Below are 26,786 nucleotides of genomic sequence, written 5' to 3'. Positions count from 1 at the left end.
TTTAACATCTTACTTCTAAAAAAAAATTCAATTTGCACCATCAAACAAAACAGACAATAAAACAAGGGTTTAAAAATAACAATATGGAAGAAAATACAGCGACTTTAGACATTAGAGCAATCAATGAAAAAATCGAAAGAGAAAGTGCTTTTATTGACCTTCTCACTATGGAGATGAATAAAGTTATTGTGGGACAAAAACACATGGTCGAAAGATTATTAATTGGACTTTTGGGTCAGGGACATATTCTGTTAGAAGGTGTGCCCGGATTAGCAAAAACATTAGCGATTAATACCCTTTCTCAAGCCATTCAAGGTTCTTTTAGCCGAATCCAGTTTACTCCCGATTTATTACCTGCGGATGTTGTAGGGACGATGATCTATAATATCAAGCAAAATGAGTTTTCTATCAAAAAAGGACCAATTTTTGCTAATTTCGTTCTTGCCGATGAGATTAACCGTGCGCCAGCCAAAGTGCAATCAGCATTATTAGAGGCCATGCAAGAAAAACAAGTCACTATTGGTGATACTACATTTAAATTGGACCGACCATTTTTAGTATTGGCAACTCAAAACCCTATTGAACAAGAAGGAACCTATCAATTGCCGGAAGCGCAAGTCGATCGTTTTATGTTAAAAACGGTTATCGATTATCCGAAGATGGAAGACGAGCGTTTAGTTATTCGTCAAAACCTTAAAGGAAGTTATGATAAAGTAAATCCGGTAGTTTCTGTAGAGCAAATTTTACGTGCTCAAGAAGCAGTTCGAGAAGTTTACATGGATGAAAAAATAGAGAAATACATATTGGATATTATTTTTGCAACTCGTTATCCTGAGAAATATAAATTGGCTGATTTGAAACCTTTGATCAGTTTTGGAGCATCACCGCGTGGAAGTATTAATCTAGCTACCGCTGCAAAATGTTATGCATTTATCAAACGTCGCGGGTATGTAATTCCAGAAGATGTTCGTGCTGTAGTTCATGATATTTTGCGCCATAGAATTGGAATCACTTATGAAGCCGAAGCCGAAAACATTACATCGGTAGACATCATAAATAAAATCATAAACGAAATCGAAGTACCATAAGAAAGTGTTCAGTGTTCAGTTTTTTAGTATTCAGTCAGGCTTGTTTCAAAAAGTGTGGTTGTAAAAAGATTTTAATTTTAAAGACTTTGGAGAATAAACTTATAATAAAAAATTTGCTGAATTCAATTTACTGAATACTTATTGTTGATCGCTAAAAAACTGAACACTGTTCACTGAACACTGATCACTAAAGAAAAATGGATACAAAAGAGCTTTTAAAAAAAGTACGTAAAATAGAAATAAAAACCCGAAGATTGAGTGATCATATCTTTTCGGGAGAATACCATACATCGTTTAAAGGACGAGGAATGACCTTTAGCGAGGTGCGTCAATATCAATTTGGTGATGATATTCGTGCCATCGATTGGAACGTAACTGCGCGTTATAACGAAGCACATGTCAAAGTTTTTGAAGAAGAAAGAGAATTGACCATGATGTTAATGGTCGATATTTCGGGTTCTGAAAGTTTTGGTTCCAAAAATCAATTCAAGAAAGAAATTGTTACCGAAATAGCTGCAACAATGGCATTTTCGGCTACTCAAAACAATGACAAAATAGGATTGATTTTGTTTTCAGACCAAATAGAATTGTATATTCCACCCAAGAAAGGTAGATCTCACGTATTGCGTATCATTCGAGAATTGATAGAATTTGAGCCTAAAAGTTATAAAACCGATATTGCTCAAGCTTTAAAATTTTTATCGGGTACCCAAAAAAAGAAAGCGATTGTATTTGTTATTTCGGATTTTATGTCGGGAGATTATGAACAAACGTTGAAAATCGCTTCTAAGAAACACGACATTACGGGTATTCGAGTGTATGACATTCGAGAAGAAAAAATGCCCAATCTAGGAATGGTTTCAATGACCGATGCAGAAACAGGACAAACAAAATTGATTAATACAGGTTCAAAATCCGTGCGTATGAATTATGAAAAATACTATCATGATAATGTACACTATTTTAAAGAAACTTTCAGTAAATCAGGTTCAGGTGTTGTAAATACTAGAGTGGATGAAAGTTATGTAACCAAATTATTAGGCTATTTTAAATCCCGATAAAGATTTCAGATTTTTGATTAACTATTTATAAGTATAAAAACAGCAAAAACAACTTTGAAATAATATTTTTTTGGATTGAAAATAATCTTTTATTTATAGAGAAATCGTAAATCAAAAATCGTTAACCTTCAATCAAAAATCAAAATTTCCCAAAATCAATGCTTAAAAAATTAATAATATTCTTACTGCTGATTTCGACTTCTATTTTTGCACAGCAAAAAGTAGTTACCAGTATTGATACCACAAAAAACAAAATTGGAGCTGAGTTTAAATTGACTTTAAAAACTTCGGTAGATACGTTGTCTAAAGTGGTTTTCCCAAGACTAAAAAATATTGGTGCGCTCGAGGTAATTCATTCCTATCCAATTGATACTATTAAAAAAGACGATCGGTACGAATTAATCAAAAAATACGGTTTGACTCAATTTGATTCCGGAAGATATACGATTCCAAGCTTCAAAATTCTGATCAATAAAAAAGCATTTTTGACTGATTCTATAAAAGTTGAGGTGGCTAATGTTCAAGTAGATACATTAAAACAAAAAATGTATGACATTAAAGACATAGTAAAAGCCGAAGATTCATTGGGAGATTGGTGGAAATATCTTTTGGGAATTTTATTAATATTAGGAATTGGAGGTTTCATTTATTGGTATGTCAAAATTCGTCAAAAGAAAAAAATTGAAGAAGAAATCTATAAAACTCCCATAGAAAAAGCGACCAGTTTACTCAACACTTTAGAGAAAAAAGAACTTTGGCAGCATGGTGAAGTAAAAGCATATTACAGTGAATTGACGGATATTGCCCGAAATTATATTGAAGAAGCTATTGAAATTCCTGCCATGGAAAGCACTACATCAGAATTGATTGCAGGACTAAAAGCGGCATCGTTAAAAAAGAAAATGAAGCTCTCCCAAGAAACAATTGAGAATTTATTCACTGTTTTAAAACAAGCCGATTTAGTGAAATTTGCTAAATCAAAACCATTAGAATTCGAAATTACCGAGGATAGGAATAAAATTCAAAGAGCAATTCTAACACTTGATGAAGCGATTCCTGTTGAAGTGCCTGTGGATGAAGATTTGATTTTGAACGAAGCTCAGAAGCAGAAACAAATCAAAACAATGTTAAGGAAGAAAAGAAATCAACGAATTGCAATTTCGGTGGCTTCTGTGCTTTTCCTGCTTTTTGCTACAGCAACTTATTTTATTGCAACCAAAGGATTTGATTTTGTAAAAGATAATATTCTAGGCCATCCAACCAAAGAATTATTAGAAGGGGAATGGGTAAAAAGTGAGTACGGAAATCCAGGGGTAATTATTGAAACACCAAAAGTGTTGAAACGAATGGATTTGACCAAAACATTACCCAAAGAGGGAATGGCTTTGATAAAAGAGATGCAATCTTTCGGATACGGGAGTTTATTGGATAATTTTTATATCATGGTATCAACCATAAAATACAAACAAGAAGGTGCTTTAGATTTGTCTAAATCTATAGAAAGTTCTTTAAAAGCATTAGAATCACAAGGTGCTCAAAACATGATTGTCAAGCAAGAAGATTTTCAAACGGCTAACGGGATTACTGGTAAAAAAGGATTTGGTACTTTCTCAAGAATAGATGGAAACAGTCAGAGCAGTACTAAAATTTATTATGAAATCCTTCTCTTCGGACAAGCTGGAGGATTACAACAAATTTTGATTTTGCACGAAGAAGGAGATCGTTATGCAACAGAATTAACAGACCGTATTTTGAACGCTGTAGAACTTAAAACAACTAGTAACTAATGGAAAAAATAACCTTTTTAAATCCAGAATTTTTTTGGTTGTTTCTTTTGCTTCCATTTGCTATTGCTTGGTTATATTGGAAAAAAAATCAACAAACGGCTACTTTAAAAATAAGTTCGCTTCAAGGATTCAAAGGAACGGAATCAGTACTCGCAAAGTTAAAACCCGTTTTGAATGTGATGCGAATAGTTGCATTGGCTTCATTAATTATAGCAATGGCAAGACCAAGAACGGTAGACATTAGCAATAAAACCAAAACGACAAAAGGAATCGATATTGTGGTTGCGGTCGATGTGTCAGGAAGTATGCTAGCCAAGGATTTGAAACCAAATCGAATGGAAGCACTAAAAAGAGTTGCAGCCGATTTTGTTGAAGAAAGGCCCAATGATAGAATTGGATTGGTAGTTTATGCTTCTGAAGCCTATACAAAATCACCCGTAACAAGCGACAAAGCTGTAATTCAAGATGCCATTCGAAGTATAAAATATGACAATGTTTTGCAAGATGGAACTGGAATTGGAATGGGACTAGCTACAGCGGTTAATCGTTTAAAAGACAGTAAGGCCAAAAGCAAAGTGGTGATTTTATTGACAGATGGTGTAAATAATGCGGGATTTATCGAACCAGAAACCGCATCAGATATCGCTCAACAGTATGGCATAAAAGTCTATACAATTGGAATAGGAACTAATGGAATGGCGGAATTCCCATACGCGATTGCACCAAATGGTCAATTTCTATTTCAAATGATGAAGGTAGAAATTGATGAACAATTAATGAAGAATATTGCCAGGAAAACCGGAGGTAAATATTTCAGAGCAACCAGTAATGATAAATTGGCTGAAATTTACAATGAAATCAATAAACTCGAAACCACAGAAATTGAAGAATTGAAGTTCTATGATTATGACGAAAAATTCAGACCTTTTGTTTTACTTGCAGGGTTTTTATTGTTGTTGGAAATAGGGTTGCGCAATACAGTTTACAGAAGTTTTATATAAGCCCCTAACCCCCGATTCAGGAATTTGGAGCAACTAAATTAAATAGGAAAATATCAAAATTTAGATTTATAATTTTAGAATAAAAATCTAAAATCTAAATTCAGACCCGAGCCAAAGGCGAATTGGCGAAGCAAATCTAAAATTAAAAATGGAATTAGACGAACAAAATTATTTATACCTTCTTTTTATATTACCGCTTGTGGTGGTGGTTTTTCTATTTAATTTATATTGGAAAAGAAAAAAACAACGCGAGTTTGGAGATTTAGAAATCATTAAAAGATTAAGTCCTGAACGTTCTATTTTTAAGCCTGTTTTGAAATTGGGTGTACTGATTTTAGCTTTGATCGCTTTAATTGTTGGATTAGTAAATCCGAAGATAGGAACCAAAGTAGAAACGGTTAAAAGAGAAGGAATTGATATCGTTTTTGCAATGGATGTTTCCAAAAGTATGCTTTGTGAAGATGTTGCTCCAAGCCGATTGGATAAAAGCAAACAAATCGTATCTCAAATCATCAATCAATTAGGGAGCGACAGAATAGGAATTGTTGCTTATGCAGGTAGTGCATTTCCGGTATTGCCAATTACAACTGATTATAGTGTTGCCAAAATGTTCTTGCAAAGCATGGGTCCAGGATTGGTTTCGTCTCAGGGAACTTCACTAGATGAGGCCATTAAATTATCGGGTACTTATTTTGATGATAAAAGTAAGACCAGCAAATTAATGATTATGATTTCTGATGGTGAAGACCATTCTGAAGGAGCCGAAGCAGCCGCTGAAGAAGCAAAAAAACTAGGAATGAAAATCGTTACCATAGGTTTGGGCACCGAAAAAGGAGGGACTATTCCTTTAAAAAGAAATGGTGTTGTTGAAAGTTACCAAAGAGATAATGCAGGTGAAATTGTAATTACTAAATTGAATCCAAATAGTTTAGCGACTATTGCCAAAATTACCGGCGGAGGTTATGTCAACGGAAACAATACCAAAGAAGTATTGGAATACATAAAAGCGACATTGGATAAAATACAAAAAACCGAATTTGAAGCCACGGAAATGGCCGATTTTCAATCGCAATTTCAATGGTTTTTAGGATTGGGGTTTGTGCTGTTATTTTTGGATATTTTCTTTTTAGAGAGAAAAACCCAATGGGTCAAAAAATTAGATTTATTTAACGAGAATAAATAAAGTATCAAAAGAGCATTAACGAAAATTGAAGTTTTTTAAAATACGTTGAAAGGAACATAAATAGAAATGAAAAATAAAATCATATACATATTACTATTACTTTTTGCTTTTGGCGCCAATGCCCAAGAGAAAGATAAAATATTGCCTAATGCAAATGAAGAATATACAGCTAAAAATTATGTAGAGTCTGAAGCAAATTATAGAATTTCACATTCAAAATTCCCCAATCGAACAGTGGCTCCATATAATTTAGGAAATGCAATATACAGGCAAAATCAATTTTCAGAATCCAAATTTGCGTATGCAAATGCGTTAAAGAATTTAAAAACAAGATCCCAAAAGCATAAGGCATTTCATAATTTGGGTAATGTTTATATGAAAGAGAAGGATTATACGCAAGCAGTAGAAGCTTATAAAAACGCATTGCGCAATAACCCAGAAGATGATGAAACTAGATATAATTATGCTTTGGCCAAAAAAATGCTAAAGGATAATCCTCCTCCAAAAGACGATAAAAAGAAAGACAAGAATAAGGACAAAGATAAAAATAAAGACAAAAAAGACGACAAGAATAAAGATAAGGACAAAAAAGACGATAAGAAAGACGGCGATAAAGACAAGGACAAAGATAAAAAAGACGGCGATAAAGACAAGAAAGACGGTAAACCAAAAGATGATCAAGGGCAACCTAAACCAAAACCTGGAGGAATTTCAAAACAACGAACCGAAAATTTATTGGATGCTGTAAATAATGAGGAAAAGAAAATTCAAGATAAAGTAAATGCCAAAAAAGTAAAAGGTTCACCTGTGAAAACCGAGAAAGATTGGTAGTTTTTTATAATAGGAATTGACAAGAGATATTTTAAATTTATACAAATAAAACAGTAACGATTAAACCAGTAATGAAAAGATTTTTAATTCTATTACTATTATGTTTTCAAGGACTTATGGCTCAAGTTCAATTTGAGGCAAGAGTTAGCAAAACGACGCTTGGACTCAACGAGAGACTTCGTATCGATTTTGTAATGAATATTGATGGCGATAATTTTGTGCAACCTTCTTTTGAAGGTTTCCGAATTATTGCAGGACCGAGTCAACAAGTGAGTCAATCATGGATTAATGGAAAAACATCTTTCGAGAAAAGTTATTCCTATTATTTGTTGCCCAATCAAAAAGGAAATTTGGTCATCAAACAGGCTATGATTGAATATAATGGGCAGATTTACAAAACACAACCTATAAAAATCAATGTTACAGCAGCCACGGAGCAACCAAGAGATCCAAACGATTCTCAAGTTTCTGCCGATGACAATCTGTATTTAATTGCTAATATTTCGAATACCAATCCCTATATTAATCAACCTATTACAGTAGTATATAAATTGTATTTTAGTTATAATATTGGAATTAACAATTGGAATGAACTCAGTAAACCCAAATACAATGATTTTTGGAGCCAAAACATTGACATTAAACAATTAGTTGGCGAGGAAGGAATGTTTAAAGGGGAAAAATACCGTTTTGTAGTATTAAAAAAAGTTATTTTATATCCACAAAAGTCTGGTAAACTAGTCATAGAGCCTTTGTCGTTAGACATAAGCGTAAAATTACCAACCAATCGAAGAGATATGTTTGGTCGGGTATTATTAGTCGATGGGAATAAGAGAGTTTCAGCAGGAGCTAAAACTATTAGTGTAAAACCTTTGCCAGAAGCAGGAAAACCAGCCGATTTTACAGGAGCTGTTGGTAAATTTGATTTTAAAGCAATACCATCCAAAACAACTTTGAAAAATGGCGAAAGCTTGGATTTAACTTTGAGCGTTACAGGTACTGGAAATTTAAAATTATTTACTTTACCAAAACCCGAAGTACCAAATGCATTAGAAATGTATGATGCGGTTCATGATGAAAAAGTAAACACACCACTGTCTGGAATGAATGGCAAAATCTCAGATTCTTATACTATTATTCCACAATACAAAGGGGATTATGTTATAAAACCAATGCAATTTTCATACTTTGATTTGAGTTCAGGAACTTATAAAACCATTAGTTCAAAAGAAATTAAAATTAATGTTCTAGATGGTCCTACCCAAACTGCCGAGGCTCCTTCTAATACCAATGTAGGTAAAAATAAAATTGAAAAAATTGAGCAGTTTAAATTTATTGACTTAAAAACAGAACTTCTAGCAAGAAAACAGCCTGAATTTTTTGGTTCTACGTCATTTTACACCTTGTTGTTTTTGCCCTTTTTAATACTTCCTTTGATTGTTTTATTCAAAAAGAAAAAAGAAGCAATTGATAGTGATGTTTTTGGAAACCGAATTAAAATGAACAATAAATTGGCTAAGAAATATTTATCAGAAGCCAAAAAGCAAATTAATAACAAAGCCCCTTTCTATGTAGCTTTAGAAAAAGCAATGCATAATTTCCTGAAAGCCAAGTTGCATATCGAAACTTCAGAAATGAGTAAAGATAATATTCAGGAATTATTATTGTCTAGAAAAGCCAATCCAGAAGTAGTAAATAGTTTTATTGCACTTACTGAAAACTGTGAGATAGCCCGATATGCGCCATCATCGAGTGCAACGATTCAACATGATTTTGATAAAGCGGTAACTATTATTTCCGAATTAGAAAAACAGATTTAACACCTAAGAAACTTAGAATCTCAGCAAATTAGAATCTTAGCATCTTAAAAAAAAATGAAAATGAAAAATATTTTTTATATACTATTATTAATCTCGCAAGTTTTCTTTGCACAAACGGGTTTCGAAAAAGGAAATAATTTGTACCAAAACGGGAAATATGATTTAGCGGCCAAAGCTTATGAATCAGTTTTAAATGACAATAAGGAATCTGTTGAATTGTATTTTAATCTGGGGAATTGTTATTATAAATTGCACCAAACTGCTCTTGCAATTTATAACTATGAGAAAGCTTTAGTTCTAGATCCTAGCAACCCAGCCGTTTTAAACAATATTAAATTTGCCCAAAAGCAAACCATAGATGAGATTAAAGTAGTCCCAAAAGTGGGTTTTGCAAAGTTGCTTCGTGATTTTACGGGTATTTATCCTTTCGAAACTTGGGCTTGGATTTCAATAAGCTTCTCAATGTTGGTATTGGTTTTTTTTATAGGCTATTATTTTTCACAAAACGTAGTGATGAAAAGAGTTTTCTTTTTTGGAATGTTTGTAATTCTATTGCTTGTTGTGATGAGTATTTCGGCTGCCTTTTTTGAGAAAAGCCATTTTGATAATGAAAAACCAGCTATCGTTTTTGCAGAATCATCCGATGTAAGAAGTGAACCTCAAAAGGCTGGTTCAGTCATTTTTGTTTTACACGAAGGAACCAAAGTATATGTAGAAGAAACGCTAGGCAACTGGAAAAAAATTCAATTGACTGATGGAACCGAAGGTTGGATTGATAGCGGAGCCATTAAGGAAGTGAAGTAGTAGTCAGTATTCTGTCTCCGATCTAAAAAAATGATAAGACTGTCCAGAAAGTGTACCCAATATATTTTTATGCTATTGATAACACTGAATCTCATAGGTTTTATATGCATTATAAAAGAAATCTGTGTAAATCTTTTGAATCTGTGATCTACTTTTTCGTTTTGGGATTAGTCACGGATACTGATAAAAAATTATTATATAAAAGAATAGCCCGTAGTTTTTGACTATGGGCTATCTTATTTTAAGAACGCATTCAACTGATTGAACGGAAAAAGATAATCCTTTCGACTAAAATCGGATTACTGAAAACTTCGAACGCTACTTCCTCGCTTTGTCATACCATTTTTCGATAGAAGGAAAAATATATCCAGCTACTTTTTGAATCGGGTTAAAGAAAATCGATTTGTCAAGGGTCTCTTTTTTGGCTAAATAATTATGGTAATTCATTTTTTCGAAAATTGTTAGAAATATACTCATGATTAAAACAGTTTTCAATACTCTAAAAAAACCACCACCTAGACTGTTTATCCAACCCAGAAAAGCAAAATCGGCAATATTGGTCAGGAATTTGCCCAACATATAAATCCCAATTACAACCACAATAAAAGTCAAAATAAAGGCAAAAAACTGTACCGTGTAAGGATTCCAATGCAGCCAATTCGATAAAAAATCTTTGACAATTGAAGAAAATTTAATAGCAATGTATATTCCTAATATTAGTGAAAGCAAAGAAGCCAATTCTACAAAAAGTCCGTTTCTAATTCCTTTGTAAAATGAATAACATAAGAACCCACCAAGAATAATATCAAAAAAACTCATTTTTTTTATTTTAAAATTTAAAAGCGTAAAGATAAAAGAATTGTTCGGTAACCATTGTCAAATTTCAAGTTCTTATCTTTGCTGGAAATAATTTTAGATTGAAGTGTTCGGATTGTAGATAAAGAAATCTACACAACAACTAGTATAAAATCTAAAATCTAAAATCTATAATAAAAATGTCAAGAGACACACAACTGAAAGAACGCTGGGAACGGCTTGTCGATATACTTTCCAATCAATTTTCGCAAGGAGAAGATTTAGATTTGGATGCTATTATTTATTTAATTGGAGTACAGGAACTCGGGAAGGTTCATCGTGAATACAAAAAAGATGAAAAACTCAATTTGATGCACATTGCTATTTGCCGTTTATTAGAACCTTATGGATTTTATGAATTCGAATTTTTTGATGAAGACGGCTGGCCACACTATAAAGTAAAAGAAGAATTACCTCCTTTGAAAGCGGGCGAACAATCCGTTTTGATGAAAGAAGCAATTGTTAATTATTTCTTGGAAAGAGAATTGATTGATTAGGAATTAGTTGTAAGTGATTAGAAATTAGCTTTATTGTTAATTTTTTTTAGACTTATCACTAATTACTTTTCACGAATCACTAAAAAAAGCTAAATTTGCACTCTCAATTACGGATCGAAAATGATAGACAAGATAAAAGAATATATTGGCGAAGCACAGGCTTTCTCTACACAAAATCCTGCAGAATTAGAAGCATTTAGAATAAAATTCTTAGGAACTAAAGGATTGTTGAAAGACCTTTTTGCCGAATTCAAAAATGTACCAAATGACAAAAAAAAGGAATTTGGACAAGTGATTAATTTACTTAAAACTTCTGCCGAAGATAAAGTAAAATCAATCCTAGAAACATTAGAAAACAAAGAAGAAAGTAAAGGGTTTTATGGCGATTTAACGCGTACAGCCGAACCTACAATTATTGGTTCTCGTCACCCAATTTCATTGGTAAAAAACCAAATTATTGATGTCTTTTCAAACATTGGATTCAACGTTTCCGAAGGACCAGAAATTGAGGACGATTGGCATAATTTTACGGCATTAAACTTGCCAGAATACCATCCGGCGCGTGATATGCAGGATACTTTTTTCATACAAACCAACCCAGATATTTTGTTGCGTACGCACACTTCATCCGTGCAAGTGCGTTACATGGAGAACAATAAACCGCCTATTCGAACTATTTCTCCAGGGAGAGTTTTTCGTAATGAAGCTGTTTCTTCCCGTTCACACTGTATCTTTCACCAAGTGGAAGGATTGTATATTGACAAAGACGTGTCTTTTGCCGACTTGAAACAAACCCTTTTGTATTTCACCAAAGAAATGTTTGGAAAATCAAAAATTCGTTTGCGTCCATCCTATTTTCCATTTACGGAACCTAGCGCTGAGGTTGATATTTATTGGGGACTAAAAACAGAAACCGATTATAGAATTACCAAAGGTACTGGTTGGTTAGAAATTATGGGTTGCGGAATGGTAGATCCTAACGTACTTAAAAATTGCGACATCAATCCAGACGAATACAATGGTTTTGCATTCGGAATGGGAATTGAAAGAATTGCGATGTTGTTGTATCAAATTGGTGATATCCGTATGTTTTATGAAAATGACGTACGTTTCTTAGAGCAATTCAAATCAAGTATATAAAGATTTTAGATTAACGATTTTTATTATCATAATCCAGAAAATGAGCTATTTCCAGCTGTCCACAATATCTTTTATGCCGAACACCGGCATAAAAGGATATTTGCTCCCATCTGGGCTAGGGAATTCCGTAATCAATATATTTAGTGGAATAGATTATCCTGCAAGGTTTTTTTAACCTTGTAGGAATTACATAAAAGACAAATACCTACAAGGACTGGAAAAAGACCTTGCAGGAAAGCAAAAAACAAAACATACAAGCGTTTTTTAATTTTAGAAGTTTAAATCTAAAATCTAAAATCGTTAATCTGTAATCAAAGATCAAATGAAATCTGACATCACCATCCCCGAAGTAGAAAACGTATTCCTTGCTGCCGTTCAAGAATGGAGCGACGATTTTATGGAAAAAGTATGGTATGCCTATTTGATAAACGACAGTGATTTTCAATTGGACAGCGTAATGGTAGTTTCTAAAGCTTTTGGTACGATTGACGGAGAAATGAAAAAAACATCACTTTTGCGTCATGCTTTTATAGAAGTTCCAGCAGTCTCGGCAGTAAAAATCGAAATGATTGAAAAAAGTGTTTTGGCACTCAACAATGAGTTTATGGTGACTTATTTCATCGGCAACACCTTATACGATAAAAAATTTATTTTCAAAGCCAATTCTATCAATGAAACCGCAGTCGAAGAAGTACCTCTTTTATTTGTAGATGGAGTGGTAGTGTATTAAAAAACAGCGCTTTATATTCTAAAATTTAATAAAACTTTCCAAAATATGGAAAGTTTTTTGTTTTAAAAAAGTTGGCAGTCCTTGAAAACACTATATATGGTAATTTAGGCACAAGTATTGATTTTGATTTTTCGTAAAATCAAATATCATGAAAAAAACTTTATTTTATTTTTTACTTCTCTTCTTGACGACAAGTAAAATATTGGCTACGGGCGAACCGTCTACGTATTTTCAAATTTATCTTTCTCCAAACAACGATGCTGTAAAGAGGGACGTTTGTCTAATAGTCACGGCTATTTATGATGACACCCAATTTGAAATTATTGATGATGGAGCTGATGGTGACACCGATGATAGTAAGACGGGTGTATTGAAAGCTGGACAAAGTTACATTCTGTACATCAAAGACAACGGTATCAATGATGATGCCCGTTATGCTTCTGGCGGAGTTCTAAAATGGGATGGAGATTATTTTATTATTAAATCAAATAAATTAGTCTACGCTTCCCAAAGTACCAATAGCGATTGGCAACACGATTGGGTTCCTAGTGTCGATAAAAGTTCAATTGGGCAAAAATTCATAGTTTATGCTCCAATGATTAGTTCTTCAAATCGGGATATTAATGTGTTTGCTTATCAGGATAATACAGAGGTACAGTTTCATAAAATTTCTACACAAGCCAAAATCAATACCGGATTTACGGATGTAAACTCAGAAAATCCAATTCTAATTTTCAGTAAGAATTTAAACATAGGGCAAGACCTTATTTACAGTTCCGCCGAAGGGAAGAATGTTATGATATCCGGCGAAACGTATGTTGTTACTTCGAATAAACCCATTACGGTCCAATACGGTGCATTATTTCAAAACGAAAGAGACGGAGGTGGTTATGTACCAACTTCTAATGGTAGTTCCTCTGGTGAGTTACTGTATTTTGGAGTGCCTTATCAATCTGGAGGTGAACAAGAAATCCGAATTGTAAGTTGGGATGATTCGAATGCCATAAAATTGGATCGATACTCCAATGGGAATTGGGTTGCTGTCAAAAGTTTCACCCTAAATAAATCAAAAGCAGGAGACTGGGTTGGAAAAACAGATGGAAATGTTTCATACAATACCGTTTTTAGAATCAGTTGCAGTCCAGGTAAAAAAGTATCTGTTTTTGAAGGGAATTGGTTTGAAACGGGTTCTCCAGGAACTTCCGATATGGCTACTATGGTTTCTTCAGACAATGGAACTTCGGCTGGAAAAAATTTCTTGGCCTACATTCCGCCACCAGGCAACGAAGCAAATGCAGTCGATCCTTTTACAGGCTTAAAATTTGGAGGTCAATTTTCGCATTTGTACTTGTTTTCAAAAAATGGTGCAACGGTAACAATAAAAGATGCCAATAGCGACGGGAAAAAGTTCAAGAAAACCTACACAATTCTTCCAGAACGTTATGCCGATTGCTCCATAAGTTTAGCGGAATGGAAGGCAATTTATAACGGTACAGGAACCAATTCGGGTCCGGATAAACCCTATTTATCCGTGACCAGTGATGCTGATATTTCTGTAATGAATAGTAATTTCAACGACAATTGGATGTGCTATACCGGAAGTTCTCTTGGTCATTCGTTTACCCAAACGGGTTCCATAAATGACAATACTTTGATTCCTACTGAAAAGGCAAAAGCGGTTTCTGTCATTACTACGACTTCAGAAGTTACAGAACCATTAATTGAAGTTATTGTTCAAGATGGATTAAAAGTGATTGATTCTAGAATAATTGATTCAAATAATCAAAGCACAATTGGAGAAATTCAAGAACTTACCGACAAAACTAAAGTAGTATTTAACGACCTTAAAACCTTAGAACCTAACGCTGTTTACTCAGTTGAAACTACTGTTGTTGCTACAGTCGGGGCAAATAATGGTGAGATTTTAAGTCAAACTATTAATGCAACAATTGAAACCGTTATTACAGGAAAAATAAATAATGAAATTCAACAATCTACTATTGCAAATTCTATTTCTGTAAATACAAAAAACACTTCAAAATTGATTTTTTCTCATTTTGAAGATGCTGTGTTTAATTTGAATGCAACAAATTCATGGACAGTAAGTTGGGTAGATATCGACTCTGATGGTTGGGACGATTTGTTTGTAACCGATACAGATTTAACGGCTCCCAATTCCATTTTCATGAATAATAAAAAAGGAGGTTTCACAGCAGGTCAAGTGTTGCCAGAAGCAGGAATTTCAATGAGTAATACTTGGGCAGATACAGATAATGATGGCGATCCAGATTTATTGGTATTGAACAATACAAGAACTTCAAATAGTTTTTATAGAAATGATAAAGGGACTCTGGTTTTAGACAACACAAAATCATTTACTAAAGACGTTTCTTATTATCATGGCGGTACTTTTGCAGATTATGATAATGACAACAAAGTTGATTTGTTTATGTGCAATTATTTTCCAACGAAATATAATGAATTGCATAAAAATAATTCCAATGGAACCTTTAGTAAAGTCACCACCGAAGCAATTCCTCTAGAAGCTAATTCTTCTTTGGGACCAACATGGGCAGATTATGATCAAGATGGTTTTATGGATTTATTTGTTCCAAATGGAATTGGGAAAAATAATTCTTTATTTCATAATGATGGAAACGGAACATTTTCAAAAGCAAATAATGTTATTAATGCCGAGGGCGGAAAATCTGTAGGAAGTTGTTGGGGTGATATAGACAATGACGGTGATTTGGATTTGTTTGTAACCAACTCAAATAGTACTACTAATTTTTTATATAAAAATAACGGAAAAGGAAGTTTTGAAAAAATTTCAAATTCGGTTGTAAATCAAGGAGGAAGCTCACACGGTTGTAGCTTTGCTGATATTGATAATGATGGTGATTTGGATTTGTTTGTAACCAATGATAAAAGTCGAAAATATCTGTATTTTAATGACGGCAAAGGAAATTTCACTGAAGATCAAAGTGAAATGATTACGTTTAATTTTGGATTATCATTTGGCCATTCTTGGAGTGATTTTGATCATGATGGTGATTTAGATTTAGCCGTTGCCACACATTCTAATCAAAAAAATCACATTTTTGTAAACAACGGAAATGTCAATAATTGGGTAGAATTCAAATTAAAAGCGACAGTTAGTAACGGATCTTCAATTGGAGCCAAAATTAGTACTCATACTACAAATGGTATACAATATAGAGAAATAAACAGTCAAAGCGGTTTTGGAGGACAGAGTTCTTATAACCAGCATTTTGGATTGGGAGCTACAACTGTCATAGATTCAGTTGAAGTAAAATGGCCAAGCGGAATAAGACAAATAGTAAAAAATGTAGCTATCAATTCAATAGTTGAAATTACGGAACCGTATCAGCAAAAAGTAAATGGATTGGTTTATTTTGATGCAAATAATGATGGACAAAAACAAGCAGAAGAACCAATTATAACTCGAGCTGGTATAAAAATCATGCCAATGGATAGTAAAGTTTATTCAGATGTCAATGGGTTATTTAGCTTTTTTAGCACGGATAAAAAATGTAATTTAAGTATACTTGAAGAAAATGGCTTGTCTGCTTCAGCAACTGCAAAAGAAATCGATCTTACAACTTACAATGTTTCAGATGTATTAGAAATTCCTGCGATTCCAGTTTGTAGCACTTCAGATTTGAAATTGAGTATGGGAGGAACTGCGATACGAAAAGGATATACTAATGGACAATTTAATATTGTAGCTACAAATCAAACCAGAAATGTTGCACAAAATTTTACAGTGAATTTTGTAGCACCATCAGCAATTACAATTCAAAACCCATCGATACCGTATTCTCAACAGCAATCCTTTGTCGAAAACGGGATTACTTATAATAGATATTCATGGTCAATAAGTAATTTGAATGCGTTCGAAAACAAAACAATTTCATTCTCTCATGGCAATGATGCTTCGGTACAAATTGGGAATACATTTGTATTTAAAGGAGAAATTCTGTCGCCAGACACGGATTGTACGCCATTAAATAATCTTGTAGAGCAAACCTATTTGGTTTATGGAGCTATTGATCCAAATGATATTTTGGTTTCGCCAAAAGGATATGGAGAAGAAGGATATATTTTGCTAGACCAAGTTTTGAATTATACCATTCGATTTGAGAATGTTGGAAATTTCCCTGCTCAAAAAGTGATTATAGTAGACGAATTGCCTGCCGAATTGGATATTAATTCCTTAAAAGTGATGGCATCAAGTCATCAAAATGTAAAAACTGAAATTGTAGGCAGAGAAGTGAAATTTACTTGGGATGCCATCAATTTACCTTCTTCAATAGAAAACAGTTCAGAAGGACAAGGTTATATTTCGTTTTCTGTGCAACCAATAGCGGGATTGAATTCGGAGACTAAGATTGTAAATACGGCAAGTATTCAATTTGATCAAGATGCTGCATTGGCAACAAACAAAGTTATCAATACGATTCAATCCAAAACGGTTGAGAATGATTTGGTAGTAGTCAAAATGTATCCAAATCCAGTCAATGATGTTGTATTTGTAAGCCTAAGACATGAAAAAGGAAATGAATTTACAACAAAATTAATTTCTAAAGTTTCAATAATAACAATGCAAGGAATCACCGTTTTAGAAAAGAAATTTGAAAACGAGACCGAGATTAGAATGGATTTGCCTTTGGAATTACACGGTTTCTATTTTGTAAAAATAATGGATTCTGAGGGTCAAAGTCATGTTGAAAAAATGATTGTCAAGGATCGTTTTTGATGTATCCCAAAACGACAAAAGGCCCTATTTAAAAATTTTAAATAGGGCCTTTTTATGTTTTTTAAAATAGGTGTTAATCCAATTCCTCAGTCAATTTTTTAAATACCGCTTTGGCTTCTTTTCCTTCATATAAAATGGCATAAACAGCATCGATTATTGGTGTTTTGGCTCCATAACCTTGGTTGAGTTTATAGGCGCTTTTTACGGCATAGTATCCTTCGGCAACCATGCTCATCTCCATTTGTGCCGATTTTACTGTATATCCTTTTCCGATCATATTACCAAACATTCTATTTCTCGAAAAAACAGAATAACCCGTAACCAATAAATCGCCCAAATAAGCCGAATCATTGATATTTCGCTTCATTTTATGCACTTTCTTGATGAATTTTTTCATCTCCCGAATTGCATTACTCATGATAACCGATTGAAAATTATCACCATAACCTAATCCATGTGCAATACCAGCGGCAATGGCGTAAATGTTTTTAAGCATTGCGGCATATTCGGTTCCGATAATGTCATCAGTAATTTTTGCTTTGATATAATTACCTGATAAATTTTTGGCAACAATCGAAGCTTTTGCAGGATCGCCACAAGCAATGGTTAAGTAAGATAGTCTTTCCAAAGCAACTTCTTCTGCGTGACAAGGACCGGTAATTACACCAATATTGTAATACGGAATGTCATATTGAAAATGAAAGTGTTCACCAACAATCAAACTGGTTTCAGGAACAATTCCTTTTATGGCAGAAAAAATTATTTTGTCTTTTAGGGAAACAGTTAATTTTGCTAATTCACCATCTAAGAAAGCAGACGGAATAGCAAAAATAATATAATCTGCGTATGCAACCGCTTCGTTTATATCATTGGTAAGTTTGAGTTTTGTGTTGTCAAACTCAACAGAACTTAAATAATTTGGATTGTGTTTGTGTGTTTTAATGTGTTCTATTGCAGCATCATTTCGCATATACCATGCAATCTCAGGAAGATTTACGCACAACATTTTAGCTATAGCAGTTGCCCAGCTTCCACCACCAATTACTGCAAATTTTAAATTATCGGCCATTTTTTTATTAAATTTAATCAAAAGTACTTAAAAATATACCAATAATACAAATTAATTTTTTTTGCGAAGCCTAGAATTTAGGGGGCTATATAAATATTTTATTAAAAAATTAAAATATTTATATTTTTTTTAGATTTTACACAATATAAATACAATACTTACGTTGTAAGTGATTATAAATAAATTGTTTAGAATTTTAAATATGAAAATTGAGTTAGTTAGTTTTGTTTTAGTATTTTAAAAAGGCGTTCTTGTTGGTTAAGTGAACGCCTTTTTTTTATGTATTATTTTATTGTAGCAATTAATAACTCATCGTTACAATTTCTTTCACTTTTTCTAAAGTAATATTTTGCTTTTCTCCTAGAGCTTTCCAGCCTCTTTTCTCAAAACGGTCCACTATAAAATCAGCTGTTTTTTCGATATTTTCTGCATTTTCAGATAACAAGGTTTTCATTCCCATTGTATGAAAGAAAGCTACAGTTTTATCTATGGCAGCCAAAGCAATTTCTTCTTCAGTACCCGTTAAATTGAATACGCGTTTTCCGTATTGTGCTAATTTTCCTTTTTTAGTTTCAAACATAACTTTGTATAAGTTTGGTCCTATAATAGCCAATGTACGGGCATGGTCAATTCCGTAAAGTGCTGTCAATTCATGACCAATCATGTGAGTAGCCCAATCACTTGGAACTCCTTTTTGTATCAAACCGTTCAATGCCATCGTACAACTCCACATAAAATTAGAAGCCAAAGCATAATCAGTTGGTTTTTCTACTACATCTGGTCCTATTTGAAGTAAGGTTTGCAAAATACTTTCCGCAATTCGATCTTGCAGATATCCTTCGTGTACATACGTTAGATATTGTTCGAGAACGTGTGTATACGCATCTACAACTCCATTTTGCAATTGTCTTTTTGGTAAAGAAGCAATTACCGTTGGATCACAAATTGAAAACTTTGGAAATAAAGCCGCACCTCCAAAATCTAATTTTTCTTGAGTAGCAGCAATAGTTACCACGGATCCCGAATTCATTTCACTTCCCGTTGCAGGCAAAGTTAATACGGTACCAAACGGAATTACATTTGATCCTTCTTTAAAAATAATTCTCTTTTTAAGAATATCAATTGGGTCTCCTTCAAAAGGAACAGCGGCCGAAATAAACTTCACACCGTCAATAACGCTTCCGCCACCAACAGCAAGAACAAAATCAATTTTTTGTTCTCTGATGATTGCAACGGCTTTCATCAAAGTCTCAAAATGTGGATTGGCTTCAATTCCTCCAAATTCAACAATTTCAAATCCTTCCAGACTTTTACGAACTTGCTCGTGGATGCCGTTTTTAAAAATACTTCCTCCACCATAAGCAAGAAGAATTTTTGCATTGGCAGGAATCAGTGTTGGTAATTTTTCTATTTGTCCTTTTCCAAAAACCAATTTGGTAGGATTGTATAATTCGAAATTTAACATGATGTTTTTTTTAAGAGATACTAAGTTACTGAGAAGCTAAGAAACTAATTTTTTAAATCTTAGCAGCTTAGCTTCTTGGCATCTTAGCAACTTTAATTATTTTTTTGAATTCAATTGAGCTAATAATTTTTCAGCCACTAATTTTGACGAAGCAGGATTTTGACCCGTAATTAGTAAACCATCTTCTACTGCATAAGGATGCCAATCGGCTACTTTACTATAAGTTGCGCCATTGGTTTGTAATGCATCTTCTAATAAGAATGGAACAATTTTAGTTAATCCAACTGCTTCTTCTTCGGTATTAGCGAATCCAGTTACTTTTTTTCCTTTCACCAAAAATTGGCCATTTACCTTTACATTTTTCAAAGCTGCTGGTGCATGACAAACAAAAGCAACTGGTTTTTTATGAGTATAAAAATCTGAAATCAAAGCAATAGAAGTTGCATTCTCAACCAAATCCCAAAGTGGACCGTGACCTCCTGGGTAAAAAACCGCATCATAATCAGCTTGATTTACGTCTGCTAATTTTTTGGTGTTTTTTAGTTTTTCCAATAAAACGGTGTCAGCATCAAATCGTTTGGTGTCTTCGGTTGCCGATGCTGGATCAGCACTTTTTGGGTCAATTGGAGGTTGTCCTCCCTTTGGAGTTGCTATGTCTATTGCTACTCCTTGATCAAGTAATGCATAATAAGGAGCAGCCAATTCTTCTGTCCAAAATCCTGTTTTTTCTCCTGTGTTACCCAATTGATCGTGACTCGTAACTACAAATAATACTTTTTTCATCTTTTTGTTATTTTGTTTTTGTGCTGTTGCTATAAAGCAACTTACGGTTAATGCTAGAATTGTTAATACGGTTATTTTCCTCATGACTGATTTTTTGATACTGCAAATTTATGGCGAATATGGTATTAGTAAAAATAATTTAAATTATGTTTGTGATAAATATATTTATATCATGGTTAATCTAGAGTGGTACCGAACGTTTAAATCGGTGTATAAAAACGGAAACTTTTCTTTGGCTGCCAAAGAATTATTTATCAGTCAACCAGCAGTAAGTCAGCAAATAGTGATGTTGGAGGCACATGTGGGTTACAAACTTTTCAATCGAAAGTCCAAGGGGGTTGAACCGACAGAATATGCTAAGTTACTCAATAATTTAATCATTGATGCCTTAGATCGACTGGAAAATGTAGAAAATGGTTTTCGAGCTAAAGCTTTCAATGCCAATCGTTTATTGTCGGTCGGTATTTCCAGACATTTAATGAGCAGTATTGGGAGCGCATTGATTGCCAAATTTGATTTTATCGATTTTACATTCCATACTAATGATGCATTGTTTGATTTGGTAAATTCCAAAAAACTTGATTTTGCTATAGTAACCAAGAAATTTGACACTTTTGATACGCTTCAAAAAAAGGTGGGTGAAATCAAACAAATTATCGTGGGTTCAAACAATATTGATCTTTCGAGCATCCAACAAAATTGTAAGATCAATGATTATGTTTCCGTTGAAAATTGGCTTAACGATCAAAAATGGTACAGTCATGATGCTGGAATTCCGCATATTAAATTATTTTGGTTGCATGTTTTTGCCAAAAAAAGACCTTCGATAGTAGCCAATTATATTATTCCATCCGAATACGAAATGCTTGAAATCCTTAGCAAAAACACAGGTGTTGCAGTTACCTGGAATATCAATGCGAAAAATTTGATCCAAGAAAATAAATTGCAATTGATCTGGGACAGCAAAGAAATGCCCACTACCGATATGTTTTTATTGTCGGGAAAAAATGATAATTTGAGTGCTATTTTTCAGGATATTGAAACTGAATTAAAAGCAGTTTTAATCTAACTACTTTCTATAAAAATTATTATGATCAATATATTCCCAAACTTTATGAGGTAAAAGAGGCTGAACATTTTTTCCTCTCTTAACATTTTCTCGAATAAAAGTCGAAGATATTTCCACAACAGGAGCATCTATCATGTGTACTTTGGGATGGTTTTTCAAATCCAAATTTTGATGCACTAGCTCGTCTTTAAGGCTTGTGTCAGCTTCGGAAGAAATCCGGGGATATACATAAATATCATGGTGTGCCATAATCACTTCAAAGTTTTTCCATTTGTGTAATGACTTTAAATTGTCTTCTCCCATAATCAAGGAAAACTGGTGATCTGGATATTTTTCCTGTAAATGTGCTAAAGTATGAACGGTATAGTTGGGTTGTGATAATTTGAACTCTATGTCCGAAGGTTTTATTTTAGGAAAATCCTCAGTGGCCAAATACACCATTTGTAAACGGTGATAATCATCGAGCAAAGTGCTTTTCTTTTTCAGTGGATTGTGTGGCGTAACCACCATCCAGACCTGATCCAAATCGGCATGTTCGGCCATGTGATTGGCAATGATAAGATGCCCAACATGAATGGGATTAAACGTTCCGAAATAAAGTCCGATTTTCATGAGTTTAATTGAAAGATTTAAGAATTGAAAGATTTAAGAATTACGAAAAGTGAATTTAATTTTTAAATCTTTCAATTTTTAAATTTATTTGTTTACAAAATCCTTCACCAATTGGTACGCCTCTTCCAGAGCAATTGTCAAATCGTAATTTTTGATTATTACATCAAATTGTGGTGCTGTAGCCAGTTCTACTGAAGCTTTAGCAATTCGCATATTGATTTTGTCTTCGCTTTCGGTGGAGCGTTCTTTCAGTCTTCTCTTGAGTTCATCAACACTTGGTGGCTTTACAAAAACAGCCAATGTTTCCTCTGGAAATTTATGTTTGATACGCAATCCGCCGGCAACGTCAATATCAAAAATTACGTTTTTCCCTTTGGCCCAAATGCGTTCTACTTCGCTTTTTAATGTACCGTAGAAATTATCTCTGTAGACTTCTTCCCATTCTACAAAATCTTCGGCTTTGATGTGTTTTTTAAACTCTTCCAAAGACATAAAGTAATAATCCTTGCCATTTACTTCTTCGCCGCGGGCTTCACGTGTAGCTGCCGAAATCGAAAATTCAAGATTTAAATCTTCTTTTCCTAATAAATGTCTAACTATAGTTGTTTTTCCTGATCCCGATGGTGCCGAGAATACGATTAATTTTCCTTTCTTCATTGCTTTATGCTTTTCTTGCAAGGTTTTTTTGAACCTTGTAGGTATGGTTTTAAAATAGGAAACCTACAAGGATTAAAAAAAACCTTGCAGGTTGACTTTATAGTACATTCAATACTTGTTCTTTAATTTTTTCCAATTCATCTTTCATCTGAACCACTAGTTTTTGCATTTGTGCGTGATTCGATTTAGATCCCATAGTGTTGATTTCGCGACCCATTTCTTGAGTAATGAAACCAAGTTTTCTACCATTGGCTTCGGTTCCGTTGATGGTTTCCAGGAAATAATCCAAATGATTGGTCAAACGTACCTTCTCTTCGGTGATGTCCAGTTTTTCTAGATAATAAATCAATTCTTGCTCAAAACGGTTTTCATCTACATTGACTTTCAATTCGGTAATGGCAGTTTGCAATCGGTCTTTTATCGCTTGAACACGCTCAGGATCCAGTGCCAAAGCCTCGTTCATATATTGACGAATATTCCCAATACGCAATTGAAATTCGTTTTCCAAAGATTGCCCTTCGTCTTTACGGAAATTCAAAATATTTTGTAACGCTTCTTCGATTACGGTTTGGATTTGAATCCAATCATTTTCGTCGATTTCCTCGCGTTCAATTTTCATGGTGTCGGGCATGCGCACGGCCATTTTCATCAATTCGGTTTCATCAGCATTGGCATATACTTCTCTCAATTGATTGATGTATGCTTTTACGATAGGCACATTAACTTTGGTCGAAGTTTGTTCTGCGGTACTTTCGATAAAAATAGAAAAATCTACTTTACCTCTTTCTAGTTTCAGTGCGATTTGGTTGCGTAAACCCAATTCCATTTCGCGATATAGAGAAGGCATTCGTACATTTAAATCCAAACCTTTACTGTTTAAAGATTTTACTTCTACTGTAATTTTTTTGGATGGTAATTGCAAAGTGGCTTTACCAAAGCCTGTCATCGATTGTATCATGTGTTTTTCTAAAAGTGTTCAAAGATAAGAAAAAAGTTTCTCAGTCTCAGTCTCCGTTTTCAGTCTGCAAAAACAGTTCAAAATTGTGACTGCGACCTCTTTTCCATGGTTACCAAATAAACACCCGAAAAGATCAATAGAGCGGAACCGATCTTAACTAAACTCAAGGTGTCTTTACCTAAACTAATGGCAAAAATGGAGGCAAATAAGGGTTGCAAGTAAATGAAAACGGCTACTGTGGTTGGTTTTAATTCTTTCATCGAAAGTAAATTTAACAAATAAGTTAAGAAGGTAGAAATTACGACCACAAAACCTATTTTCCAGTAAATAGCTGTTGGAACAATAGTCCAATCAACAGTTGAAAATTGACTCCATCCAAAAGGCAAAACCATTATAAAACCAAACAAATAAATCCATTTTACAAACGTAAAAACACTGTATTTATTCATTAATTTTTTGACGATAATTAGGTAGAATCCATATGATATGGCGTTGACCAAAACCAAAAAATTTCCTAATCCAGATTGCGAAGTGTCGCCAATCGATTTTCCGTAAAGAATGAGTGAAGCCGTTCCAATTAATCCGAGAATAATTCCCAATACCATTCTTTTTTTTAGGCGTTCTTTCATAATGATGGCTGAAAGTACCAAGACAATCATTGGTGTCGAAACCATAATGACCGCGGCCGAAATAGGAGAGGTTAAGCTTAACCCTTTGAAAAAAGTCAGCATATTAAAGGCAACTCCAAAAAATGCAGCAGCAATTATTCGAGGAAAATCATTCAGTGCAATTTTTTCTTTAGGCATAAAAAGCCAAACCAACCAAAACAAAAGCATGGAACCTCCAGCGCGCATAAGGATGAATCCGTAGGCATCGATGTATTTTGGCATTACATCTTTGGCAATGGTAAAAGTGATGCCGTAAATTATAGAAACTATAGTGGCGCCAATTAAGGCAAGATTTCTTTTAGACATTACTAAATTTGGGGTTTTGATTATTTTAAATCTCCATCTATTTCGAAGAAGAGTTGAGGTTGGGTCTTTTAATCTAAATCTAGACTTTTTATCAAATCCCGAATAACAGCATCAGAAATTGAAGTGTGCTCGGATTTGTCGTAAATAGAAAGTAAATAAACCGTTTCTTCTTGAATATAAATATAAGAAATTACTCTAGCACCACCACTTTTACCTTTCCCTTTGGAAGCAATTGCCATTCGGATTTTATAGCAATTTTGAAGAATTTCATCACCCCTTTTGGGGTTTGATTCCAAGTCGTCCAAAAGTTTTTCATAGTCTTTTGGAATTGAGCGATGTTTTTTTGACAATGATTTTAGTTCTTTATCAAATGTTGGGATAGCGATTATTTTATAGCTCATCTAGCAACTCTCTTGCGGGTTTTCCTTTTAGTTTACCAGCTTTTATCAACTTCATTTCTTCAACAGCTTGGCGGATGTTGTTTAGGATTTCTTCTTCGGTTTGTTCTGGTTCATCCCAAGTTTCCAGATCTTTATACTTTGCTTTCATCTGTTTCCATTCTTTTATAGGAATAAAAACTCCCGCAGCTTTTCCTTTTTCGTTTTGAATGATTTGTAAACTCATGACATTGAAATTTAGAGTGTAAAGATAAAGAAAAAAGTGTTCAGTGTTCAGTCGTAATTTAGAGTTAAGTCACTGTATATTGTTTTGACCCCAGAGTAATCCTTTCTTTTTTACACCAAGGCTTTCATTACTTGAAGTATATTTTGTTGTGTATTGCCAATGTATATTTTTTCATTAATGATAAAAACTGGACGACTCAAGAAGGTATAATGCTCTAGTATGAATTTTTTGTAATCGGCTTCGGTAAGGGATTTGTTTTTTAAATCCATCGATTTATACAATTGTGCTTTTTTACTAAACAAGGCTTCGTAACTCCCTGAAAGGCGATGCATTTCCTCTAGTTCTTCAATAGTAATAGGGTTTTGTTTGATGTCATGAAAAACCAAATCATGATCTTTTGGTAGTGATTTTATAATTTTGCGGCAGGTGTCACAAGAAGCGAGATAGTATATTTTATTCATTTTTTTCTTTTTTCTGAATGCAAAGGAAATCATTTGACACTTAAAATGTTTAATTTTATGCAAAAATTACAATCATGCAAGATACATTTGAAGTAAACAGAACAGGCAGAAAAATGTTGAGTTCTTATTTTGAAAATTACACATTAGAACAACTGAATAAAATTCCAGATGGATTCAGTAATAATTTAATTTGGAATTTAGGTCATATTGTGGTGACGCAACAATTATTAGTTTATAAATTATCAGGTTTGCCAATGGCGGTGTCTGATGAGATGGTTGAAAAATATCGTAAGGGTACCAAACCGGAACACGATGTGACACAAGAAGAAGCCAATCAAATCCAAGCATTGTTATTTCAAACAATAGACCAATTAGAAGTTGATTATAAAAACGGAATTTTTGTGAATTATCAAGAATATCCAACTTCTACGGGGTATATTTTAAAAAGCACAAAAGGAGCAATTGAATTTAATAACTTTCACGAAGGCTTGCATATTGGAATTATGATGAGCATCAGAAAGTTTATTTAACTTTGCA

25 protein-coding genes are annotated in these 26,786 nt (G+C 33.6%); 14 read left to right on the top strand and 11 right to left on the bottom strand.

Annotated elements, in window-relative coordinates; genetic code table 11:
• Positions 1 to 83: 83 nt before the first annotated feature.
• The 8 genes from OZP06_RS07095 to OZP06_RS07060 all read left to right on the top strand — a co-directional run bounded on the left by OZP06_RS07095 (position 84) and on the right by OZP06_RS07060 (position 9,575).
• Entirely contained in the window at positions 84 to 1,088 is a 1,005-nt protein-coding gene (locus OZP06_RS07095; protein ID WP_269224268.1) for a MoxR family ATPase, read from the top strand.
• A gap of 197 nt (positions 1,089 to 1,285) precedes the next feature.
• On the top strand, positions 1,286 to 2,149 hold the full coding sequence (locus OZP06_RS07090) for a DUF58 domain-containing protein (protein WP_281238481.1): 864 nt from the start codon (positions 1,286 to 1,288) through the stop codon (positions 2,147 to 2,149).
• A gap of 158 nt (positions 2,150 to 2,307) precedes the next feature.
• Positions 2,308 to 3,936, top strand: a complete 1,629-nt coding sequence (locus OZP06_RS07085; RefSeq protein WP_269224267.1) for a hypothetical protein — start codon at positions 2,308 to 2,310, stop codon at positions 3,934 to 3,936.
• Positions 3,936 to 4,937 (top strand): VWA domain-containing protein, encoded by a 1,002-nt coding sequence (locus OZP06_RS07080; RefSeq protein ID WP_281324411.1) that lies wholly within the window; start codon positions 3,936 to 3,938, stop codon positions 4,935 to 4,937. The genes OZP06_RS07085 and OZP06_RS07080 overlap by 1 nt, the downstream gene beginning before the upstream one ends.
• Before the next feature lie 148 nt (positions 4,938 to 5,085).
• Positions 5,086 to 6,120, top strand: a complete 1,035-nt coding sequence (locus OZP06_RS07075; protein ID WP_269224266.1) for a VWA domain-containing protein — start codon at positions 5,086 to 5,088, stop codon at positions 6,118 to 6,120.
• 66 nt (positions 6,121 to 6,186) lie between these two features.
• Positions 6,187 to 6,951: a tetratricopeptide repeat protein gene (locus OZP06_RS07070; protein ID WP_269224265.1), complete on the top strand. Its 765-nt coding sequence runs from the start codon at positions 6,187 to 6,189 to the stop codon at positions 6,949 to 6,951.
• Between the two features lie 71 nt (positions 6,952 to 7,022).
• Positions 7,023 to 8,771: a BatD family protein gene (locus tag OZP06_RS07065; RefSeq protein WP_269224264.1), complete on the top strand. Its 1,749-nt coding sequence runs from the start codon at positions 7,023 to 7,025 to the stop codon at positions 8,769 to 8,771.
• A 60-nt stretch (positions 8,772 to 8,831) separates the two neighbouring features.
• Positions 8,832 to 9,575, top strand: coding sequence for a tetratricopeptide repeat protein (locus OZP06_RS07060; protein WP_281238487.1), 744 nt, complete (start codon positions 8,832 to 8,834; stop codon positions 9,573 to 9,575).
• A 318-nt stretch (positions 9,576 to 9,893) separates the two neighbouring features.
• Here OZP06_RS07060 and OZP06_RS07055 read toward each other — a convergent pair whose 3' ends face one another.
• Positions 9,894 to 10,394 carry a CvpA family protein gene (locus OZP06_RS07055; RefSeq protein WP_269224263.1) on the bottom strand — a complete coding sequence of 167 codons (501 nt, stop codon included), beginning with the start codon at positions 10,392 to 10,394 and terminating at the stop codon, positions 9,894 to 9,896.
• A 176-nt stretch (positions 10,395 to 10,570) separates the two neighbouring features.
• On the opposite strand from OZP06_RS07055, the gene OZP06_RS07050 reads away from it, so the two are divergent.
• The 4 genes from OZP06_RS07050 to OZP06_RS07035 all read left to right on the top strand — a co-directional run bounded on the left by OZP06_RS07050 (position 10,571) and on the right by OZP06_RS07035 (position 17,577).
• Positions 10,571 to 10,927: a hypothetical protein gene (locus tag OZP06_RS07050; RefSeq protein WP_269224262.1), complete on the top strand. Its 357-nt coding sequence runs from the start codon at positions 10,571 to 10,573 to the stop codon at positions 10,925 to 10,927.
• A gap of 120 nt (positions 10,928 to 11,047) precedes the next feature.
• Complete coding sequence (pheS, locus tag OZP06_RS07045; RefSeq protein WP_281238489.1) at positions 11,048 to 12,067, top strand: phenylalanine--tRNA ligase subunit alpha; 1,020 nt, start codon at positions 11,048 to 11,050, stop codon at positions 12,065 to 12,067.
• Positions 12,068 to 12,389: 322 nt separating this feature from the next.
• Positions 12,390 to 12,797 (top strand): hypothetical protein, encoded by a 408-nt coding sequence (locus OZP06_RS07040; RefSeq protein ID WP_269224261.1) that lies wholly within the window; start codon positions 12,390 to 12,392, stop codon positions 12,795 to 12,797.
• A 148-nt stretch (positions 12,798 to 12,945) separates the two neighbouring features.
• A complete protein-coding gene (locus OZP06_RS07035) occupies positions 12,946 to 17,577 on the top strand; it encodes an FG-GAP-like repeat-containing protein (protein WP_269224260.1) in 4,632 nt (1,543 codons plus the stop codon).
• A gap of 73 nt (positions 17,578 to 17,650) precedes the next feature.
• Here OZP06_RS07035 and OZP06_RS07030 read toward each other — a convergent pair whose 3' ends face one another.
• From OZP06_RS07030 to OZP06_RS07020, 3 genes are all read right to left on the bottom strand, one after another.
• Positions 17,651 to 18,646, bottom strand: a complete 996-nt coding sequence (locus OZP06_RS07030; RefSeq protein ID WP_269224259.1) for an NAD(P)H-dependent glycerol-3-phosphate dehydrogenase — start codon at positions 18,644 to 18,646, stop codon at positions 17,651 to 17,653.
• Between the two features lie 301 nt (positions 18,647 to 18,947).
• Positions 18,948 to 20,111, bottom strand: coding sequence for an iron-containing alcohol dehydrogenase (locus tag OZP06_RS07025; protein ID WP_269224258.1), 1,164 nt, complete (start codon positions 20,109 to 20,111; stop codon positions 18,948 to 18,950).
• A gap of 96 nt (positions 20,112 to 20,207) precedes the next feature.
• A complete protein-coding gene (locus OZP06_RS07020; RefSeq protein WP_281238494.1) occupies positions 20,208 to 20,978 on the bottom strand; it encodes a type 1 glutamine amidotransferase domain-containing protein in 771 nt (256 codons plus the stop codon).
• Here OZP06_RS07020 and OZP06_RS07015 point away from each other — a divergent pair.
• Positions 20,977 to 21,963 (top strand): LysR family transcriptional regulator, encoded by a 987-nt coding sequence (locus tag OZP06_RS07015; protein WP_281324410.1) that lies wholly within the window; start codon positions 20,977 to 20,979, stop codon positions 21,961 to 21,963. The genes OZP06_RS07020 and OZP06_RS07015 overlap by 2 nt on opposite strands.
• Here OZP06_RS07015 and nadD read toward each other — a convergent pair whose 3' ends face one another.
• The 7 genes from nadD to OZP06_RS06980 form a co-directional block, all read right to left on the bottom strand.
• Positions 21,964 to 22,575 (bottom strand): nicotinate (nicotinamide) nucleotide adenylyltransferase, encoded by a 612-nt coding sequence (gene nadD, locus OZP06_RS07010; protein ID WP_269224255.1) that lies wholly within the window; start codon positions 22,573 to 22,575, stop codon positions 21,964 to 21,966.
• Positions 22,576 to 22,659: 84 nt separating this feature from the next.
• Positions 22,660 to 23,232, bottom strand: a complete 573-nt coding sequence (gene gmk, locus OZP06_RS07005; RefSeq protein WP_269224254.1) for a guanylate kinase — start codon at positions 23,230 to 23,232, stop codon at positions 22,660 to 22,662.
• 97 nt (positions 23,233 to 23,329) lie between these two features.
• Positions 23,330 to 24,190 carry a YicC/YloC family endoribonuclease gene (locus tag OZP06_RS07000; RefSeq protein WP_269224253.1) on the bottom strand — a complete coding sequence of 287 codons (861 nt, stop codon included), beginning with the start codon at positions 24,188 to 24,190 and terminating at the stop codon, positions 23,330 to 23,332.
• A 77-nt stretch (positions 24,191 to 24,267) separates the two neighbouring features.
• A complete protein-coding gene (locus OZP06_RS06995; protein WP_281324409.1) occupies positions 24,268 to 25,164 on the bottom strand; it encodes a DMT family transporter in 897 nt (298 codons plus the stop codon).
• 68 nt (positions 25,165 to 25,232) lie between these two features.
• Positions 25,233 to 25,565 (bottom strand): hypothetical protein, encoded by a 333-nt coding sequence (locus OZP06_RS06990; RefSeq protein ID WP_269224252.1) that lies wholly within the window; start codon positions 25,563 to 25,565, stop codon positions 25,233 to 25,235.
• A complete protein-coding gene (locus tag OZP06_RS06985) occupies positions 25,555 to 25,788 on the bottom strand; it encodes a hypothetical protein (protein ID WP_269224251.1) in 234 nt (77 codons plus the stop codon). The genes OZP06_RS06990 and OZP06_RS06985 overlap by 11 nt, the downstream gene beginning before the upstream one ends.
• 110 nt (positions 25,789 to 25,898) lie before the next feature.
• Positions 25,899 to 26,249 carry an ArsC/Spx/MgsR family protein gene (locus OZP06_RS06980; protein ID WP_269224250.1) on the bottom strand — a complete coding sequence of 117 codons (351 nt, stop codon included), beginning with the start codon at positions 26,247 to 26,249 and terminating at the stop codon, positions 25,899 to 25,901.
• A 74-nt stretch (positions 26,250 to 26,323) separates the two neighbouring features.
• Here OZP06_RS06980 and OZP06_RS06975 point away from each other — a divergent pair, with 74 nt between their 5' ends.
• Positions 26,324 to 26,779, top strand: a complete 456-nt coding sequence (locus OZP06_RS06975; RefSeq protein ID WP_269224249.1) for a DinB family protein — start codon at positions 26,324 to 26,326, stop codon at positions 26,777 to 26,779.
• Positions 26,780 to 26,786: the final 7 nt, after the last annotated feature.

This window comes from Flavobacterium sp. IMCC34518, assembly GCF_027111095.2.
GTDB lineage: Bacteria > Bacteroidota > Bacteroidia > Flavobacteriales > Flavobacteriaceae > Flavobacterium > Flavobacterium praedii.
This window is presented reverse-complemented; position numbering and strand designations above follow the sequence as displayed.

Excerpts from the sequence above, each read along its gene's own strand:
- pheS (WP_281238489.1), top strand. The coding sequence starts at position 11,048 with ATGATAGACAAGATAAAAGAATATATTGGCGAAGCACAGGCTTTCTCT.
- OZP06_RS06990 (WP_269224252.1), bottom strand. The coding sequence starts at position 25,565 with ATGAGCTATAAAATAATCGCTATCCCAACATTTGATAAAGAACTAAAA.
- OZP06_RS07070 (WP_269224265.1), top strand. The coding sequence starts at position 6,187 with ATGAAAAATAAAATCATATACATATTACTATTACTTTTTGCTTTTGGC.
- OZP06_RS07075 (WP_269224266.1), top strand. The coding sequence starts at position 5,086 with ATGGAATTAGACGAACAAAATTATTTATACCTTCTTTTTATATTACCG.
- OZP06_RS06985 (WP_269224251.1), bottom strand. The coding sequence starts at position 25,788 with ATGAGTTTACAAATCATTCAAAACGAAAAAGGAAAAGCTGCGGGAGTT.
- gmk (WP_269224254.1), bottom strand. The coding sequence starts at position 23,232 with ATGAAGAAAGGAAAATTAATCGTATTCTCGGCACCATCGGGATCAGGA.
- OZP06_RS06975 (WP_269224249.1), top strand. The coding sequence starts at position 26,324 with ATGCAAGATACATTTGAAGTAAACAGAACAGGCAGAAAAATGTTGAGT.
- OZP06_RS07030 (WP_269224259.1), bottom strand. The coding sequence starts at position 18,646 with ATGGCCGATAATTTAAAATTTGCAGTAATTGGTGGTGGAAGCTGGGCA.
- OZP06_RS07020 (WP_281238494.1), bottom strand. The coding sequence starts at position 20,978 with ATGAGGAAAATAACCGTATTAACAATTCTAGCATTAACCGTAAGTTGC.
- OZP06_RS07000 (WP_269224253.1), bottom strand. The coding sequence starts at position 24,190 with ATGATACAATCGATGACAGGCTTTGGTAAAGCCACTTTGCAATTACCA.
- OZP06_RS07065 (WP_269224264.1), top strand. The coding sequence starts at position 7,023 with ATGAAAAGATTTTTAATTCTATTACTATTATGTTTTCAAGGACTTATG.
- OZP06_RS07035 (WP_269224260.1), top strand. The coding sequence starts at position 12,946 with ATGAAAAAAACTTTATTTTATTTTTTACTTCTCTTCTTGACGACAAGT.
- OZP06_RS07015 (WP_281324410.1), top strand. The coding sequence starts at position 20,977 with ATGACTGATTTTTTGATACTGCAAATTTATGGCGAATATGGTATTAGT.
- nadD (WP_269224255.1), bottom strand. The coding sequence starts at position 22,575 with ATGAAAATCGGACTTTATTTCGGAACGTTTAATCCCATTCATGTTGGG.
- OZP06_RS07090 (WP_281238481.1), top strand. The coding sequence starts at position 1,286 with ATGGATACAAAAGAGCTTTTAAAAAAAGTACGTAAAATAGAAATAAAA.
- OZP06_RS07080 (WP_281324411.1), top strand. The coding sequence starts at position 3,936 with ATGGAAAAAATAACCTTTTTAAATCCAGAATTTTTTTGGTTGTTTCTT.
- OZP06_RS07040 (WP_269224261.1), top strand. The coding sequence starts at position 12,390 with ATGAAATCTGACATCACCATCCCCGAAGTAGAAAACGTATTCCTTGCT.
- OZP06_RS07085 (WP_269224267.1), top strand. The coding sequence starts at position 2,308 with ATGCTTAAAAAATTAATAATATTCTTACTGCTGATTTCGACTTCTATT.
- OZP06_RS07060 (WP_281238487.1), top strand. The coding sequence starts at position 8,832 with ATGAAAAATATTTTTTATATACTATTATTAATCTCGCAAGTTTTCTTT.
- OZP06_RS07055 (WP_269224263.1), bottom strand. The coding sequence starts at position 10,394 with ATGAGTTTTTTTGATATTATTCTTGGTGGGTTCTTATGTTATTCATTT.
- OZP06_RS07025 (WP_269224258.1), bottom strand. The coding sequence starts at position 20,111 with ATGTTAAATTTCGAATTATACAATCCTACCAAATTGGTTTTTGGAAAA.
- OZP06_RS07095 (WP_269224268.1), top strand. The coding sequence starts at position 84 with ATGGAAGAAAATACAGCGACTTTAGACATTAGAGCAATCAATGAAAAA.
- OZP06_RS07050 (WP_269224262.1), top strand. The coding sequence starts at position 10,571 with ATGTCAAGAGACACACAACTGAAAGAACGCTGGGAACGGCTTGTCGAT.
- OZP06_RS06995 (WP_281324409.1), bottom strand. The coding sequence starts at position 25,164 with ATGTCTAAAAGAAATCTTGCCTTAATTGGCGCCACTATAGTTTCTATA.
- OZP06_RS06980 (WP_269224250.1), bottom strand. The coding sequence starts at position 26,249 with ATGAATAAAATATACTATCTCGCTTCTTGTGACACCTGCCGCAAAATT.